Annotated in this window: 17 protein-coding genes; 12 read left to right on the forward strand and 5 right to left on the reverse strand. The window is 45.8% G+C overall.

Annotated features, from left to right (window positions below):
* Positions 1 to 165: 165 nt before the first annotated feature.
* Together OJ16_RS14530 and OJ16_RS14535 are read left to right on the forward strand one after the other, a co-directional pair.
* Complete coding sequence (locus OJ16_RS14530) at positions 166 to 465, forward strand: PTS fructose transporter subunit IIB (protein WP_040991974.1); 300 nt, start codon at positions 166 to 168, stop codon at positions 463 to 465.
* A 10-nt stretch (positions 466 to 475) separates the two neighbouring features.
* Entirely contained in the window at positions 476 to 1,255 is a 780-nt protein-coding gene (locus tag OJ16_RS14535) for a PTS sugar transporter subunit IIA (RefSeq protein ID WP_040991975.1), read from the forward strand.
* Positions 1,256 to 1,298: 43 nt separating this feature from the next.
* Here OJ16_RS14535 and OJ16_RS14540 read toward each other — a convergent pair whose 3' ends face one another.
* Positions 1,299 to 2,138, reverse strand: coding sequence for an AraC family transcriptional regulator (locus OJ16_RS14540; RefSeq protein WP_040991976.1), 840 nt, complete (start codon positions 2,136 to 2,138; stop codon positions 1,299 to 1,301).
* Positions 2,139 to 2,705: 567 nt separating this feature from the next.
* Between OJ16_RS14540 and manA the strand changes: the two genes are divergently transcribed.
* The 3 genes from manA (at position 2,706) to OJ16_RS14555 (ending at position 6,138) form a co-directional block, all read left to right on the forward strand.
* Positions 2,706 to 3,923: a mannose-6-phosphate isomerase, class I gene (manA, locus tag OJ16_RS14545; RefSeq protein WP_040991977.1), complete on the forward strand. Its 1,218-nt coding sequence runs from the start codon at positions 2,706 to 2,708 to the stop codon at positions 3,921 to 3,923.
* 373 nt (positions 3,924 to 4,296) lie between these two features.
* Complete coding sequence (locus tag OJ16_RS14550) at positions 4,297 to 4,737, forward strand: PTS sugar transporter subunit IIA (RefSeq protein WP_040991978.1); 441 nt, start codon at positions 4,297 to 4,299, stop codon at positions 4,735 to 4,737.
* Positions 4,738 to 4,749: 12 nt separating this feature from the next.
* Positions 4,750 to 6,138: a fructose-specific PTS transporter subunit EIIC gene (locus OJ16_RS14555; protein ID WP_040991979.1), complete on the forward strand. Its 1,389-nt coding sequence runs from the start codon at positions 4,750 to 4,752 to the stop codon at positions 6,136 to 6,138.
* Between the two features lie 485 nt (positions 6,139 to 6,623).
* On the opposite strand, the gene OJ16_RS14560 is transcribed toward OJ16_RS14555, so the two are convergent.
* The 3 genes from OJ16_RS14560 to OJ16_RS14570 form a co-directional block, all read right to left on the reverse strand.
* Positions 6,624 to 6,833, reverse strand: a complete 210-nt coding sequence (locus OJ16_RS14560) for a hypothetical protein (protein ID WP_040991980.1) — start codon at positions 6,831 to 6,833, stop codon at positions 6,624 to 6,626.
* Between the two features lie 272 nt (positions 6,834 to 7,105).
* A complete protein-coding gene (locus tag OJ16_RS14565; RefSeq protein ID WP_040991981.1) occupies positions 7,106 to 7,855 on the reverse strand; it encodes a sulfite exporter TauE/SafE family protein in 750 nt (249 codons plus the stop codon).
* Between the two features lie 82 nt (positions 7,856 to 7,937).
* Entirely contained in the window at positions 7,938 to 8,783 is an 846-nt protein-coding gene (locus OJ16_RS14570; RefSeq protein WP_052810340.1) for a DUF6279 family lipoprotein, read from the reverse strand.
* Between the two features lie 232 nt (positions 8,784 to 9,015).
* Here OJ16_RS14570 and OJ16_RS14575 point away from each other — a divergent pair, with 232 nt between their 5' ends.
* Positions 9,016 to 9,375, forward strand: a complete 360-nt coding sequence (locus OJ16_RS14575; RefSeq protein ID WP_040991982.1) for a cystatin domain-containing protein — start codon at positions 9,016 to 9,018, stop codon at positions 9,373 to 9,375.
* A 202-nt stretch (positions 9,376 to 9,577) separates the two neighbouring features.
* Here OJ16_RS14575 and OJ16_RS14580 read toward each other — a convergent pair whose 3' ends face one another.
* Complete coding sequence (locus OJ16_RS14580) at positions 9,578 to 9,778, reverse strand: hypothetical protein (protein ID WP_040991983.1); 201 nt, start codon at positions 9,776 to 9,778, stop codon at positions 9,578 to 9,580.
* A gap of 486 nt (positions 9,779 to 10,264) precedes the next feature.
* On the opposite strand from OJ16_RS14580, the gene OJ16_RS14585 reads away from it, so the two are divergent.
* From OJ16_RS14585 to OJ16_RS14610, 6 genes are read left to right on the forward strand one after another with little or no spacing between them, the layout of a single operon-like run.
* Positions 10,265 to 11,221, forward strand: a complete 957-nt coding sequence (locus OJ16_RS14585; RefSeq protein WP_040991984.1) for an AAA family ATPase — start codon at positions 10,265 to 10,267, stop codon at positions 11,219 to 11,221.
* Positions 11,222 to 11,226: 5 nt separating this feature from the next.
* A complete protein-coding gene (locus OJ16_RS14590; RefSeq protein WP_040991985.1) occupies positions 11,227 to 12,147 on the forward strand; it encodes a DUF58 domain-containing protein in 921 nt (306 codons plus the stop codon).
* 4 nt (positions 12,148 to 12,151) lie between these two features.
* The gene (locus OJ16_RS14595) at positions 12,152 to 12,613 is read left to right on the forward strand and encodes a DUF4381 domain-containing protein (protein ID WP_040991986.1); all 462 of its coding nucleotides are present in this window, start codon (positions 12,152 to 12,154) and stop codon (positions 12,611 to 12,613) included.
* A gap of 1 nt (position 12,614) precedes the next feature.
* A complete protein-coding gene (locus OJ16_RS14600) occupies positions 12,615 to 13,583 on the forward strand; it encodes a vWA domain-containing protein (RefSeq protein WP_040991987.1) in 969 nt (322 codons plus the stop codon).
* A complete protein-coding gene (locus tag OJ16_RS14605; protein ID WP_040991988.1) occupies positions 13,576 to 15,465 on the forward strand; it encodes a VWA domain-containing protein in 1,890 nt (629 codons plus the stop codon). The genes OJ16_RS14600 and OJ16_RS14605 overlap by 8 nt, the downstream gene beginning before the upstream one ends.
* The gene (locus OJ16_RS14610; protein WP_040991989.1) at positions 15,459 to 17,120 is read left to right on the forward strand and encodes a BatD family protein; all 1,662 of its coding nucleotides are present in this window, start codon (positions 15,459 to 15,461) and stop codon (positions 17,118 to 17,120) included. Before OJ16_RS14605 ends, OJ16_RS14610 begins: the two co-directional genes overlap by 7 nt.
* Positions 17,121 to 17,147 lie beyond the last annotated feature (27 nt).

Below are 17,147 nucleotides of genomic sequence, written 5' to 3' on the forward strand. Positions count from 1 at the left end.
TAAACACACTAATGGCGGCACGATATAGTACGAAACGAGCATTAACTGGATAAATGTAACTCAGCATTTAAACTGTGATGGATCTCTTACCTTTATCTAGCGAAATCAATGCTTTCTACAATCGGTATGCTAGTATCCAGCCCAAATATCAAGCCGAGAATAATCATGAAAATTGTAGCGGTGACAGCATGCCCTACCGGCATTGCTCATACTTATATGGCAGCGGATGCGCTAATGAAAGCAGCACCCAAATTTAATGTCCAAATCAAAGTTGAAACCCAAGGTGCTATGGGTATTGAAAACCTATTAACGCCACACGATATCGCCAGCGCCGACAAAATCTTAATTGTGTCTGACATCGATATTGAACAAGCGGCTCGCTTTGAAGGAACTCATCACGTTCAAATACCAATCGAAGACGTCTTACTGAATGTTGATAAAGTTTTCCTTATTCACTGCCGCTAGCACACTTTAGATGAACGAGTATCAAATCACCTTTCTAGTCAATGACGCCAATGGCAGTGCCCATGTTGCTCAGCCGTTGCGTCACTTGGCCAAAAAATTCCAAAGTTCACTGCATATTATCAATATCACTCAGAACCGAACCGCGCGACTAAGCCAACCTTCTGCAATGCTTCAGGTTGGCTTGCAGCAAGGTGACTTGTGTCAAATTACGGCAATGGGTATTGATGCTGAGCTTGCCTGTTTTGTTCTAAAAGATGTGATCAGCGATTTTTTCAATTTAGTGGGCGCCAATATTGTCTCTCCATTTTCCAATCAAATGGCGGAACGCCTCCCTCAAATCACCCCACCGTGTGAGGTGCGCTGGCATTATGCAAAAGCCCAAACCACGCTAACCAAATTTGAATGCCTTAAAGGCCTCGCTCAGCTAATTTACCCAGCCGATCCGGATGAGTTGATTCTTGCTTTTATCAAACGAGAAGAGCGCTCTTCAACATGTGTCACGCCTGGCATTGCATTGCCTCACGTTATGTTTGCAGATATCGATGCCATTTCTATCGCGGTAATAAGCAGTGAGAATCCGATTGATTGGGCCTCCGCGATGGGAACGGTGCGCATAGCCATTGCGTTAGTGCTGCCTCAGACGCCATCACGTGACCAAATCGTCGCAGCGACGAACCTCACGCGAAATTTGCTATCAGGGCAAATGGCTGAAAGATTGCGCTCAACCCGCACCAGTGTCGATCTTCAGGCGCTCTTGATGTACGCCATGTCACGCTTGATCGCCGCATAAACCTGAACGCCCACATCTCAGCATTGACGTTGACACAACGCCATTAGATCGTCCCACGATATTCCGTCGGCGTTCTTCCTGTGCGACTTTTAAAGACTCGACAAAAATAGTTTACATCTTTAAATCCACAACGAACGGAGACCTCATTGAGTTTAAAGTTGTACTTTTTCAGCATGAATTTCGCGCGATCCACCCTTACCCACGTAATGTAATCCGCAAGGGTCATATGGCCTTGCTGGCGAAACAGTCGCGATAAATGATTCGCGGAAATACTAAAACGCGCCGCAATACTATCGCGGGTAATTTGACGAGAAAAATTCTCCTGAATATAGATACAAATCCCTTGATACAAATCTTGTACGCGATTTTGTGATTGCTCTACCGGCTTATCCAGCATCGTTTTACTGTATTGAAGTAACGCTTGAAGTAATAACTCATCCATGGGTTCTTTATTGCTTTCGCGCGCTAAGGCGTTTAGCGCTTCCAAAATATTATCGATAGCAAAACCTGAGCGCGTTTGGATACTGTGTTTTTGAATATCATAAAAACCCACCTCCCCTTTACGCTTGCTCACCAAACTTAAACCAAGCTGTCGACGTCCAAATAACATGCTGAGAACGGAACAGTCCGTCTCCCAATTCGGTTTATTCCAACAGTTAGGGGGAATAAAAATCGCGTCTCCCGGCTTGCCGATAATTTGCGTTACTTTTCGTTCATGATCTTCCATTTCATTCACGTACTCCCCACTTAACACCAGCTCTAGACGAGGGAAATTCACCTGATAACTGCACTCTGGTGGCGTATGAAAATCGCCAGCAAACCACACCTTATGTAATGGTTCACGTTCGTTTAAAACGGTAGAAATCAGATCATGGAAAATCATTTACGCACTCTCTCAATGCATGCGGTATGCTATAAAAATAGATATATAATGATGTCTCTAAACACGCCATAGCGTGAAATCACAAAGCGGAACTATGGTTACAATACTACAGTAAATGCATTGATACTCCAGTTAGAGCCATTGTTTATTGCAAACATATCACATACTTAAGCAAGCTTTATCTCGAACAATTTTTTAACACATTAATTTCACTTCTGGGTAAATACCGCCTAAATGACTCACATCACATTCTATTAATGCCGATACAAATATCCAGCGGAAGCGTGTTTTGTTCACTAGCTCAAAGAATCCATGCAGCCCACAATCTATCAACGTGTGTCATTGCTCTCTACAAAATGGCATCGAGTATTCTTGATTCCACATAAAAAAGCCGATGAAGCAATCGTCACAACTCTGACTTGTGTAACACTTAACAAAATCCGTACAGCGAAACAAATTGCAGCAAGCGCATAACTCGCTATAAACTCTCTTGCCCTGAGTAGCGCGCTTAAACACCGCTGCTAGAGCTTTGTTGCATTTCATGTTTGCAAACTTATGGTGACAATGATGTCTGATTTCCGTAACGAAAATATTCAAACCCTTTCCCCTGTATTTTTTCCTATGACCAATGTCATTCAAAACTACGCGTGGGGCAGTACTACCTCTGTCAATCAATTATTCGGTACACCAAACCCTAATGGTGAACCTCAAGCTGAAATTTGGATGGGCGCTCACCCGAATGGTTGCTCAGTGGTTAATATTGAAGGGGTTGAGACCAAGCTTTCTGAGTTGATTGCCCAAAATATGGATGCATTTCTCAGTGAAAAAGTCGCGGCACGTTTTGGTGAGCTTCCTTACCTTTTCAAAGTGCTTGCTGCTGAAAATGCCCTGTCAATTCAGGTTCATCCAAATAAAAAGCAAGCCGAAGCCGGTTATGCACTTGAAGAACAACAAGGCATTCCTCACTCTGCTGGCAACCGCAATTACAAAGATCCAAACCATAAGCCTGAGTTGGTTTATGCGTTAACCCGCTACCAAGCGATGAACGGCTTCCGTGCAATTGGCGAGATTATCGACAATTTCGCGCGTCTAGATATTGCCGAACTGGCGCCACTGGTCAATGCGCTTATCGAAACGCAAAACGCGGAGGGCCTAGCCACCTTCTTCTCAAGCCTATTGTCACTCGAAGGCCAAGCCAAAGATCAGGCGATCATGGCGCTTCTTGCACATGCGACGCACTCAAGCGATCCTTTGATGGCGTTGATTGTGGAGCTTGAGACTCAGTATCCGGGTGACATCGGTTTATTTGCTCCACTGATGCTTAACGTCATCACGCTCGAGCCTGGCCAAGCAATGTTCTTAGATGCCGAAACGCCTCATGCGTACTTAAAAGGCACAGGGCTTGAGATCATGGCGAACTCAGATAACGTGCTGCGCGCTGGTTTAACACCAAAATATATGGATATCGATGAGCTAGTCGCATGCACTATTTTCGAAGAAAAGCCTTTCGATACCCTGCTGCTTGCCCCACAAGATCAAGATCAAGTCCTAACGTACGCTATTCCCGTCGATGATTTTAACTTTGATCTTATTCAAGCTTCAAAACAGCGTCAGATCCACGCCAATACCGCTGAGATCTTATTAGCTCTTGATGAAACCATGGTCCTGACTCACGCGAATGGCGAATGTTGCTCTATTGAGAAAGGCCAATCGGTCTTCATTCCTGCCTACGCCAACACCTATACGATTGATTGTACTGGTCGAGTGGCACGCGCATACTGCTAACGAATGGCCACCATTAACACCTTATACAGCCTCGCTAATGCGAGGCTTTTTTATAGGCACCGTTTACCCATCCAACTTAAACTTGCACCAGTGCTGACTGGCACTCTCAAACCTCATCACCTAGCGCATCGACGCTCAGAGGCTTTGTTCGCTTGTCGCCTACCTGCATTTTCACGTTGTTTGGGGATATACCCTTCAATGACACACTGACATCACCACAAAACACGCTCGTCGTTTCTAGCACAATAATAATGACTTCTATCACACTTAGATTTGCTTGATACAAATCTACAGTGGATGGATTTTTTTTGCTATTTCACAAAGTGCCCACTTGGATTAATTTTACCACATCAACTAAACACCCGAGTTAAACATGATTACTACACTAACAAACGTCAAATTAATTAAACACGAACTTCAAGCTAATAATAAAAAAGAAGTGTTCGAAGAGTTGGCTAAAATGCTATTTGATGAAAATCGAATTAGTAATAAAGAATCATTTTTGCAAGATATCGAGACTCGTGAATCAGTCAGCGTTACCTCTACCGATGGCATTGCTTACCCACACGCAAAAAGTAAAGCGGTGGTTGAACCTGCGATAGCGGTTGGCGTAAAGGCAGAAGGCATTGAGTACGGTGATGAAGACGGCATTAAACCAACCGTGTTTTTTATGATTGCTTCACCTGATAACGGTGCTGACCATCATATTTATGTACTACAAGAACTATTTGGAAAATTCAGTGATGAATTTATCCAAGATATTAATAACGCGAAAGATCAAAACGAAATTCTGAATATTTTAATCAATTCATAAGGTGGATTATTTATGAGTACCCTAACAGCTCAAAATACCAGCAACAGTGATTTTAAAAAGACACTCAGCACATTAAAAGGTCACCTACTTTTTGGTACCTCTCACATGTTACCTTTTATCGTAGCGGGTGGTGTTTTATTAGCTCTAGCAGTAATGGCGTCAGGTAAAGGTGCCGTTCCAGCAACAGGCATTTTGGCTGATATTTCAAATATCGGTATCAAAGGCTTAGTTCTATTCCCAATCATCCTTGGTGGTTTCATCGGTTACTCAATCGCTGACAAACCAGCTCTTGCTCCAGCAATGATCGCTTCTGGCATCATGGCTGATATGGGCGGCGGCTTCCTAGGCTGTATCGTAGCGGGTTTCATTGCGGGTGGTGTGGTTTTCCAACTTAAGAAAATCCCTCTATCAACGAACATGACAGCACTTGGCGCTTACTTCATCTACCCTCTTATCGGTACGCTAGTCTCTGCTGGTATCGTTCTTTGGGGTATTGGTGAGCCAATCAAGTTCTTCATGGCTTCAATGAACGAATTCCTAGCTTCTATGGCTGGCGCATCTAAAATCGTTCTAGGTACCATTCTTGGTGGTATGACTGCGTTCGATATGGGCGGTCCAATCAACAAAGTAGCGACACTATTTGCTCAAACTCAAGTTGATACTCAACCGTGGTTGATGGGTGGTGTTGGTATTGCAATCTGTACTCCACCACTAGGTATGGCTCTAGCAACATTCCTATTCAAGAAGAAATTCTCTAAGCAAGAACAAGAAGCAGGTAAAGCAGCGGCAATCATGGGTTCAATCGGTATCTCTGAAGGTGCTATCCCATTCGCAGCAAACGACCCAATGCGCGTTCTTCCGTCAATCGTTGCCGGTGGTATCGTTGGTTGTGTATTCGGCTTCCTAACTGACACACTACTTCACGCACCTTGGGGCGGTCTAATCACAGCGCCTGTATCAAGCAACATCCCTATGTACGTAGTTGGTATTGCACTAGGCTCTCTAACAACGGCTCTTATCGTTGGCTTCTGGAAACCAGTCGCTGAAGAAGAAGCTGAAGAAGAAGTTGCACCTGTTCAAGCAGCGGCTCCAGTAGCAGGCGAAGGCGAGTACGACGTAGTAGCAGTAACTTGTTGCCCATCTGGTGTTGCACACACTTTCATGGCAGCGAAAGCACTAGAAAAAGCGGGCTTAGCTGCTGGCATCAAGATCAAAGTTGAAACTCAAGGTCAAAACGGCATTCAAAACCGCATCACTGACCTAGACGTAGCAAATGCGAAACTGGTTATCCTAGCACACGATATTCAAGTGAAAGATGCTCACCGCTTTGCCAACGCGAAAGTCGTTGAATGCTCAACGAAAGAAGCGATGAAACAAGCAGCGACATTAATTCAAGCGTAATTGATTCGACAGAGACACTGGATGTGACGACATCGTCACTCAGACGCTAAACAAAACCGGTACTTTTCTTGAAAGTACCGGTTTTTTCGTATTGAGCCATTCCTGCTAGTGACTATCGCCAATGATCAGCGCTAATAACGTCATTGCTCTTTTTTGAAAGCGTCGTTTAATTACACCCAAACAACTGAAGATGCCCGTAGGCGGCAAGCGAACAAAGCCTCTGGGGTTAGAATCACGAATTAACGGACATCTGTTCCTCGCTCTAAGCGATTTCTCTGGCGCAAACTTCTGCCCCTCTCCTTTTATCAAGATGGTCATTCGAGCGGCTATTCCAATAATAGGAAACGAGCAGGTACGTCAAGTCAACGCCGTTAAACGTATAGAAAGAAAAAAGGGAATAGGAATGAAAACGGTGATGGAATCGGAAAGGCAATATAAATCAGCCGACGTCGTTTATGCATCGGCTGATAACCACTTAAAGCGAACTACGCGCTCTTTTCTCGGTTTGGTGCGTGAATAACTTTAACCGGGAAGAAGCGGTCTTTGATGAACAAGCAAGCCCCAAAAAATAGAGCGAACACTGACACAAAGAACAGCGCGTTCATATGTAAAAACCAGGCAAATATAGCCGCAAGAAAAGCGATGAAAGTAATCATGCGACTGTTTGTCATAACTTGACCTAATTTTCTATCCATAACTCCTCCTCTATCTTAACCAATATCGAAAAAGCACGAACAAAACATAAAGCAGTTTAGTTGCAAGCTTCAGCACTCAATCCACTGTGTGCATGATTATTATCCACACAATTTCAAGAAAAAAACATCTACCAGATCTCAGATTTAAACGCTGCTTATTTAAACAAAATCACCCCATGCAAACAGACGAATCAAAAGACTGTCGAAAAGCCTCTGAGTATAGATGCGCTATATGATGAAGTTTGACAGTGCCAGTCAACACCACTGCAATTTCAAGTAGGACGGAGATAGATATCAATAAAAAAGTACAGTGTCATCACTGCGCTCGATAAGATGACGAAGTTTTTGATGTATTGCGCTTTAATCTTCCGCGAGACTCTTGCCGCCACATACCCGCCTAACAGGCTCCCCATCAACACCACCGCGCCCGGCAGCCACGCTATGGCTCCTTGATACCAAAATACGGCAATTGCACTCAGCGATACACAACTGGAGACCACCAGCTTTAGGCCATTCATTTGATTAATGTCCTGATAGCCTGCAAGCACTAAATAACTCAACACAACCAAACCTAGCCCAGCATTAAAAAAACCGCCATACGCGCTCACCGAGATGAGTAACAGTGGAAGCAACCATTGAACACTGTGTTTTCCTTGCAGCCATGCGCTAATGCGCTCGCCGAACACAAATAACAACGTCGCAAATAGCAATAGCCAAGGAATAGCCTGAGAAAATAATTGTTCGGAAATAGAAAGCAGTAACGCAGCCCCTATCGCACCACCAAGAACGCTAAACAAAATAGTGGCGGACACCACCTTAGGCTGATGAGCAAAATCGTGGCGAAAGCCATACGCCCCAGCCAAATAACCCGCACTGGAAGCAAACGTGTTTGTTGCATTGGCACTAATGGCAGGAATGCCGGTTAACATCAGCGCTGGGAACGTAATTAAGCTCCCGCCACCCGCAATACTATTAATCACGCCGCCCATCACACCGGCAAAAAATAACATCCATTCATCCATGTTATTTTCCTTCCCTTTTCCTACCTCAATTAGGTCACTCTACCCATTCCCGGTAAATAAAAATAGGCCACTTTAGTCGTGTTCAAAGGGAAAGATCGGCAATTACATCGCGCCAATAAGCCACTTCATCCCGAAAATAGTGCGTTTGCTTTTCCGTCATCAAATTAATAATCTCGATCGCGTAAGATCGACCAACGTGACTGTTATAGTCGATCGTTTTTCGCAATTCTGCTGAGTAAAACTGCTGTGGTTCATACAGTATCGGACGCAATGATGTCGCCAATGCGTTCGGATCATCACGCACAGAAAGCGCTTGCAATAACTCGACTCGCAACTGTGTTTGAAATTCACTCCAAAGCGGCCCTGTCACCTTCAAATCGTTCGCCCACGCATCAACCAACGCCTGTTGTTCTGGAGAGATAGAGCCAAGCCATGTCGTCACATTTTCACCAATACGCTGTTGGTACTGTTCCACAAACTCTTGGTTGGTTCGATTTTTAATTTGATTTTTAAATGCAACATGGCGAACTCGTAGAGCATTCATGAATTGCTCTACTTGTTGATCACTCATGGTGGTCGCGACGGAAATCACGACAGGAAAAAAGACATCCAGCAAGCGCGTTGAATACCCCTGAATCGCATTTTGATATTGCCCCCATTGGGAAGCATCAAACGCATGCGGATCGATCATGAGCAGTTGATCAAGCTCTGAGAGATAAAGAGGCATTTCTTCCCGGCGGTGCCAATCACTGGCTTGATCAAACGCAGCGCTAATCTTCTCTTGTTGATCATCGTTAAGATCAACAAATTCTTCAATATAACGAATCGCTAGCCAATCTAAATTGCTGTACAAAAACTGGCTGCCACATCCCAGTAACCCTAGGCTCAGTACCGCAAAGATCGTTGTTCTTACTATGTATCGCACCATAACACTCCCTGTGCTCTCGTATCGAACAATGTGACGATATTGTCTCTACCGGATAAACATCAATCAACCGTTTAGACTCTTAAATGAATACGCAACCGTCGACATAGATTTGACATCAAACTGACCAAAGTCACAACGATATTTTTGACAATGGCGCATACTCTGCTCAAATATAACGAATAGAGTCACACACTTTCAAGGCAAGCAAACGCCAGAATGTCAGGAGATCAAGATGAAGAAAATTATCGTTGTCGCGGCTTTAAGTACATTAGCCATTACCGGTTGTGCTGCTCAACAGCCAGACAAACCGGTATCCCCTATGTGTCAAAATAAGGCGATGCCTGGAGGTTGGCAAGTGGCGGAGATGACGCCAGAAGTGGATCAGGCCGTTAAGACCTTGATGGATAGAATGAACACCAGTTCCGCATTAAAATCGGTCAACGAGGTCCGTACCCAAGTGGTCAATGGCACCAATTACGCGATTGAGATTGAATTAGAAAACGGCGAAATTTGGCATGCGATTGTTTATCGAAACATCCGTAATGACTACATGATCGATAGCGTGGCTAAACAAGGTAAGCTCTGTCCTTAACGCGTTCATCATTAGCTTTAATGCCTCGTTAAACTGCGCCTTAAACATGGCTTAGCATTAACCAAATGCGTTATCTCGCTGGACGGAAAGAACATCTTATCGCCATGCCTGTGACCAAAAAAAGAGGGTGGAATAAAGGCTCTGATGACTCATGCTTTTATTCCACCCTCTTTGGATGACGCGACATTATTTAAAATAACGATTAATGAACAGGCGCATCCGATTTTGTGTAAAACTGACCGAAATATTGCTCTAGTACTTCAGGGGTCAACTCACCCGCTTCTTCAAGGCGCTTAAGTTCAGCGGCAATCGTTTTTTGCTCTTCCATTGTCGGCAATGCCACTTCTGGCTCGTTGCCCATTTCTTGCGACATCTGCGCTAGTTCTTTCTCAAAATCACTCATTGACTTTAACTTACCTAATAAACAAAACTGGGATTAGTTTACCCATTTAAGTAGGGTTATTCTAGGGTAAACTACCACGAAGTGAGGAGCGCTATTCTCACAGCGCTTTCTGCCTGTAGCACCTTAAACACCACAGAGTGCTCACTGAGTCAGCCCCTATCGGTCCAAGCCCTACTGTCAGTTGAACCCAAAGTCACACGCCAGTGAATAGGATACGTTTCCCCACTTGAAGCCACCTGCTGAAAAATGGCAGACTAAACCGCAGCTAATCATGTCAATTATTGTGAGTAAACTAAGGTTTTACTGATAATATTTTGCTTAACTCACTGATTATGATATCAAACATCTCTATAATCGACGCTTTCTATTGCTGAATCATGTAATCCACAACAAGCATTAGAATTACGCACATAAATAATCATGATTTCTAGCGTTATGATCTGACGTTCACTCACGCGCCAGAGTGAGAATAAGGAGAGCCATTAAATGACATCACAAGCGTTAAACCAGTTGCGACATTATCTCGAAAGCCAAATCGTTGGCCAAACTGAACTGGTCAAACAATTATTAGTCGCATTACTCGCTGATGGCCATATTTTAGTGGAAGGGCCTCCAGGTTTAGCAAAAACTCGCGCCGTAAAATCGCTCGCAGATTGTATTGAAGGCGATTTTCACCGCGTTCAATTCACCCCAGATTTGCTCCCAGCAGACTTAACGGGTACCGATATTTTCCGACCAGAAACCGGCGACTTCACCTTCCAAGCTGGGCCTATTTTCAATTCGTTGATTTTGGCCGACGAAATCAACCGCGCGCCAGCTAAAGTTCAAGCTGCCATGCTTGAAGCAATGGCAGAAAAACAAATTACGGCGGGTAGAAAGACTTACCCATTGCCTGAGCTATTTTTGGTGATGGCGACTCAAAACCCGATTGAACAAGAAGGCACCTACCCGTTGCCAGAGGCGCAACTGGATCGCTTCCTGCTGCATCTTAATGTTGATTACCCGGATGCTGAAAGTGAACTTGCGATCTTGCGTCTCAATCGTGGTGAAGCAAAGGGCGAACAAGCCATCACACCACCATTATTAAGTCAGGCACAAATATTCCAAGCTCGCCAAGAAGTCTTAAACATCCATATGGCCGATGGGGTTGAGCAATATATTATTCGCTTGATCATGGCGACTCGCCAACCTGAGCAATATGACAGTCAGCTAGCCGACTGGATCGAAATGGGGGTCAGCCCACGCGCAACCATCGCATTGGATCGCTGTGCACGTGCACATGCTTGGCTTGCTGGCCGCGATTTTGTGTCTCCAGAAGATGTTCAAGCCATGGTCTATCCGGTATTACGACACCGTTTACTCTTAAGCTACCAAGCACAAGCAGAAGGCACCACGGCCAATCAAGTGATTGAACGTTTACTTTCTCTTGTGGGCAGTGCGTAGTTGTCATGAAGACGCATCGACTTTCTCCGCCATCAGATGGGGTTAACCTCTCTCTCGATGAGTTGCTGTTTTTTAAACAGCAAACCGTCAAGTGGTTGCCGCCTGCGAAAAACCTTTGGTCCCAATGGCTAGGACAGCATCAAAGCCGCCAGCTTGGTCGTGGCATGGATTTTTCTGAGGTTCGTCAATATCAAGCCGGCGATGATATCCGTGCGATTGATTGGCGGGTCACGGCTCGAACGGGCAAAGCGCATACCAAATTATTTTCAGAAGAACGTGAGAAACCCGTTATTTTGTATCTAGATTTGAGCCAAAGCATGCTGTTTGGTTCGACGTTCATGCTCAAATCCGTATTGATGGCGCACATGGCCAGCCTGATCGCTTGGCTCACGGTTGCTCAAAAAGACCGTATTGGTGCCGTGATCGACACGGGCTCTCGCCTGATTGAACTGAAACCCACGAGCCGTCATAGCGGACCTCTTGCACTGTCGCAGCAGTTGATTGAGCGGCACAATGAACAACTAAAAAAACCAGCGGACGCTGCAATTTCAAGCATGACCACGGGCCTACAGGCCGTGCATCGTTTAGCGCCCAAAGGCGCTGAAATCATCTTGATGAGCGACTTCGTCCGCCTCACCGCTTCCGATGAATTATGGCTCACTCGACTCTCACAACATAATCGAGTACGCATGATACACATTTCCGACCCGCTTGAATTTGGCCAAACCCAATTCAGAGGCGTGGAACAGGTCACCGACCGAAAGCAAACCCAATGGCTCGATTTTTCTTCTCGTCAAAACCGCCAACAACTTGCGTTGGCTTTTTCTCACAAGCAACAAAGCTTAAAAACGTTCACACACAAAACAGGGATGAGTTTTAGCGCCTTAACCAGTGAACAACCACTGTTACAGCAACTATCTGGATGAATGTATGACCAGTTCTACAAATGACTCACTTTTACCATTGGCCGAGTTACACTTGCCTGATGCGCCGTCTTGGTTTCCACTCGCTTGGGGATGGTGGGCAACCGCCGCCGCCATTATTCTGGTGTTAATCGCTTGCGGGCTATTTTTCCGCTGGAAGAAAAAACGCCTTGCGCCCAAGAAAGCAGCATTGCTTTTAATACGCCGTGAAAAACCAGCGGCGGCCTTTGAATTAGTGCGTCAAGTCGCTCTTTGTTACTATCCTCGCGAGCAAATTGCACAACTGACCGGACGTGAGTGGTATTTGTTTTTAGATGCCCAACTGGCCACTCCACTGTTTGATGTCAATTTTGAACGTTGGCAAAACGTGTTGTATGCCAAACAACCGTCTGAGAATAATGATGAACTGGTAGAACATTGTTACCAATGGGTTGAGCAAGCCCTACCGCCGAAGAAAAAGAGAGGTTAAGTTGGCAAGTTTTGAGTTTGTCTGGTGGCCAGCGCTGTTTGTATTGCCTTTACCCCTCTTGGTGTACTTTTTCGCACCTCGTGTAAAATCGGCAACCCCTCTGTTCTTGCCGTATTTACCCAATCAAGCCATACAGAATGCGCCAAAGCAATGGATAGCAAAGATACTGATTAGCGCCGTTTGGCTAGCACTTGTGCTCGCAGTCGCCCGTCCCGTTTGGTATGGGGCTCCCGTTATGAATCAGCTTAAACATCGCGATATGATGTTGGTGGTTGATCTCTCGGGATCGATGGGCCAAGAAGATATGCTCAAACAAGGCGATTATTACGACCGATTGACCGCGGTTAAACAAGTATTAAGTGGCTTTATTGAACAACGCCAAGGGGACCGTTTAGGGTTAATCTTTTTTGCCGACCATGCCTATTTACAAACGCCTTTGACATTAGACCGCACCGCCCTCTCCAGCCAATTGAATCAGGCCACTTTGGGATTAATTGGCTCAAGTACGGCCATCGGCGAAGGCATTGGTCTGGCGACAAAAAACTTTTTAGACAGCCAAGCGCAACAACGTGTCATCATCCTATTGAGCGACGGCAGCAATACGTCTGGCGTGCTTGATCCTATCGAAGCGGCCAAGATAGCCAAACAATACGGCGTGACGATTTATACGGTCGGCGTGGGCGCTGGAGAAATGAACGTTCGTCAATTTTTCATGACTCGCACAGTCAACACCGCCCAAGATCTCGACGAAGTGAGCTTACAAGAGATTGCTAAACTCACCAATGGCCAATATTTCCGCGCGCGAAGCCAAGACGATCTTGAGAAAATCTATCAAGAGATCGACAAGCTTGAACCCATCAGCGAAGCGACTCAGACATGGCGTCCGCAAGAAGAATGGTTTCGCTTTCCGCTCGCATTGGCCACGGTGCTAATGGCGCTATTACTGATAATAAGAAGAAATCATGTCTAATTTTCTCTTTCTATATCCTATGTGGCTTATTGGCATTCTGCCATGGGTGGCGATGAGCCTTTGGCTGTACAAACGTCAACATACACAAAGCCTTATTGCCCCTCACCTGGTTAAAGCTCTGGGTATTCAGGCAAAACAGGCTTCCACACTAAAGTGCACATGCATTGCATTGTTTGGGATGGTCGCTTTCGTCGCATTAGCCGGACCGAGCTGGCAGCAAGTCGAAAAGCCCACCTTCACGAGCTCAAATGCGCGCGTTCTGGTGCTTGATATGTCGTTATCGATGTATGCCAATGACATTCAACCTAATCGGCTTAGCCAATTACGCTATAAGGCTATGGATCTACTCAAACAATGGCAAGAAGGGTCGACCGGTTTGGTCGTGTACTCTGGCGATGCTTATTTAGTCAGTCCGCTAACACGCGATACCAATACCCTAGTGTCACTGATCCCCCACCTTTCGCCCGCGATCATGCCCTTTCAAGGGGCAAATGCGATTTCAGGTGTTAACGTCGCCATTGAAACACTGCGCAATGCAGGCCTTAATCAAGGGGATATTATCGTCTTTAGCGACGATATCGATGAAACAGAAATGAACGGCATTATTGCATTAACCGAAGACTCACCATGGCGTCTAACGTTACTCGGTGTTGGTACCGCTGCGGGGGCGCCTATCCAGTTACCCGATGGCCAATGGCTAACCAGCGCAACAGGCAAAACCGTGATAGCGAAAACCAACTTTGACTTGATGGCTGACGTCGCTCGTCTCGGCGGCGGTATATTTTCTGCCATCCAACCCAATAATAGTGACATTCAAGCCATTGCTGCATTCACTAACAATCTCAATCAAACCGAAAAGTCGGCGGATTCAAATCGCCTCAGCGATCATTTAAATGGCGGCTACTGGCTGACACTGTTGCTCGTCATCCCCACGTTACTGATGTTCCGCCGTGGCGGTTTATTGGCTTTACTGATCAGCCTGCCAATGGTGATGCCTTCTGCACCCGCTCAAGCGAATCCATTTTTCACCGCGGATCAGCAAGCCTATCAGCAGTACGAACAAGAAGAGTATCAACACGCAGCCTCACAATTTAACGACCGACGCTGGAAAGGGATCGCCCAATATCAGGCGGGCGATTTCGACAGTGCCATCAAAACCTTTGAGGGCCTCAAAGACATGGGCAGCCAGTATAACCTTGCGAATGCCTATGCCCAATCCGCGCAATACGATGAGGCTATCGCACAATATCAAAAGGTGTTAGATGAAGATCCGGGTAATACTGATGCCCAGCGTAATTTAGAGATCGTTCGACGCGCACAACAACAACAACAACAACAACAACAACAACAACAACAACAACAACAACAACAACAACAAAATAGCGACAATAATCAGCAGTCTCAGCAGTCTCAGCAGTCTCAGCAGTCTCAGCAGTCTCAGCAGTCTCAGCAGTCTCAGCAGTCTCAGCAGTCTCAGCAAGCCGAGAATAAAACTCAAAACAACGATGGGCAAGACAATCCCCCGTCGGATTCACCATCGAGTTCCACGGCGGAAACCAGCAACAAAACGGCTGAAGATATGCCCAAAAAGGAGGCCAGCGCTATGCGCTATGCCGATAATGACGCCGTCGAAAACAAAGACGACAAAGATGGCGAATCCGTTGAGCAAGCGATGCCATCGAAAGAATCACACGATGATTCAAATGAGGCTCAAACGACGTCCTCATCAACGTCATCCACAGAATCGAATCGCGACGATCCTGCTTTTCGTAAGTTAGAACACGTTGAATCGGCCAGAGATCCAAGCCAGCTCATCCGTGCCCAGCTATTGCTACAAGCACAACAAAAACCCTCACCAACAGAGTCGAATAAACAATGGTAAAATTCAAACATCGTGCTCTCATCACCTTCTGCGTTATCTGCCTCGGCTACTTGTCTTTCAGCCAATCCGCCCATGCCTCGAACTTATGGGCCGTGGTGAACAGCAATCAGGTGACACAAGCTGAAGTCTTTCAACTGCGAGTCATCCTTGATGAAAAGGTAGACTCAGATGAAATCGATTTTACGGTGCTGGAAAAAGACTTTTTCCTCGGTCAGCCGAGTTTTGCCAGTGCACTCAACTTTACCAACGGTAAACGAAGCAGCACCAGTGAGTGGACGCTTGCTCTAAAAGCGCGCACGACTGGCCAACTTGTAATCCCTTCATTTGAAGTGAATGGCAGTCAGTCTCAAGCGATCACCATCACCGTATCTGCCGATACAAATCTACCCGATCAAAAAGACCTCGCTGAAATCGAAAGTACGCTCTCAAGAACCACGCTATACCCTTACGAAAGCGCTGAGCTCAAAACCCGCTTGATCATCAAAGCCGACGTTCGCCGATTGCAAAACCCAAACTTTTTTGCACCCAGCGCACAATCCAATCAACTGGGCATCACGGTGAGTGAGAAAGGAAAAGCAAACCAATACAACCGTGTCATTAATGGCGTGGATGTCACGATAATCGACCAAGTCTTTACGGTTACCGCTGAACAAAGCGGTCATTACACACTCAACAGTCTTGGTTTTAGTGCAACGGTTGTGCATGGTAACTCTCGCACTGGCACCACGAAACTCATTCCGATAGAGCTCATTCCTGAGCAATTTGCGATTGAAGTAAAAGAAAAGCCTGCCACCATGACGACCCCTTGGATTCCAAGCAAACAGGTGACGTTGCAGCAACGCTGGTTAACCGCGGATGGCGAGCCATTAGTGCCTGATGCCCTAACCCAGACAACACCAACATTGAACGTAGGGGATGCGCTCACAAGAGAAATTACGCTTGAAATCGACGGCTTAACGCCGGAACACTTTCCTCGGCTCGAAACACAATACCCAAGCGCACTGCGCCAATATGCTGAAAAGCCCCAATACCGCCAACAACCAAACGGGCAATACTTAATGACACTCAAACAAGTGCTCATTGCTCAGCAAGTAGGAAAAGTCGAGCTGCCTGCTATCGACTTAACATGGTGGAATACGCAAAAAGACCAAAAAGAACTCAGCGCGCTACAAGGGTTGGCAATAGAGATAAAACCGGTGGACGTTTCAAATACGCCGATTGCAGTCCCGGTTGAACCATCAAAACCAGCGGTCGTGTACCAAAGCGGCTATTGGCCGTATTTAACCGCCCTCTTCGCTCTGCTCTGGATCAGCACATTAGCGTGGCATTTGAAAGCTGGGGCTCGAAAAGCCGACCAAAACAAAACCGTCGCTCATACAGAAACGTCAGATTTAACCAAAATGCTTATTAGCGCCGTCAGTCAGTCTGATTCAGCGAAAATACAACATTTGGTGCCACGCTGGCTTATTGAACAAAATGGCAAAGATTCGGCACTTATTGAACAAATCCAAGCTGAAGTCGCAGCAATGAATCGACATTTGTACAGTCACGAGCAAACGAAATGGGATAACCGCCAGTTGCTCACGCTAATTAAGAAACTGAGTCAATCTCGCCTCATCAAAGCGCAAGCAAATGTAGAATTGCCTAAGCTTTAATCAAATGAGAGCGTAAATGCCGTACCG

It is taken from the genome of Vibrio renipiscarius, assembly GCF_000827885.1.
GTDB lineage: Bacteria > Pseudomonadota > Gammaproteobacteria > Enterobacterales > Vibrionaceae > Vibrio > Vibrio renipiscarius.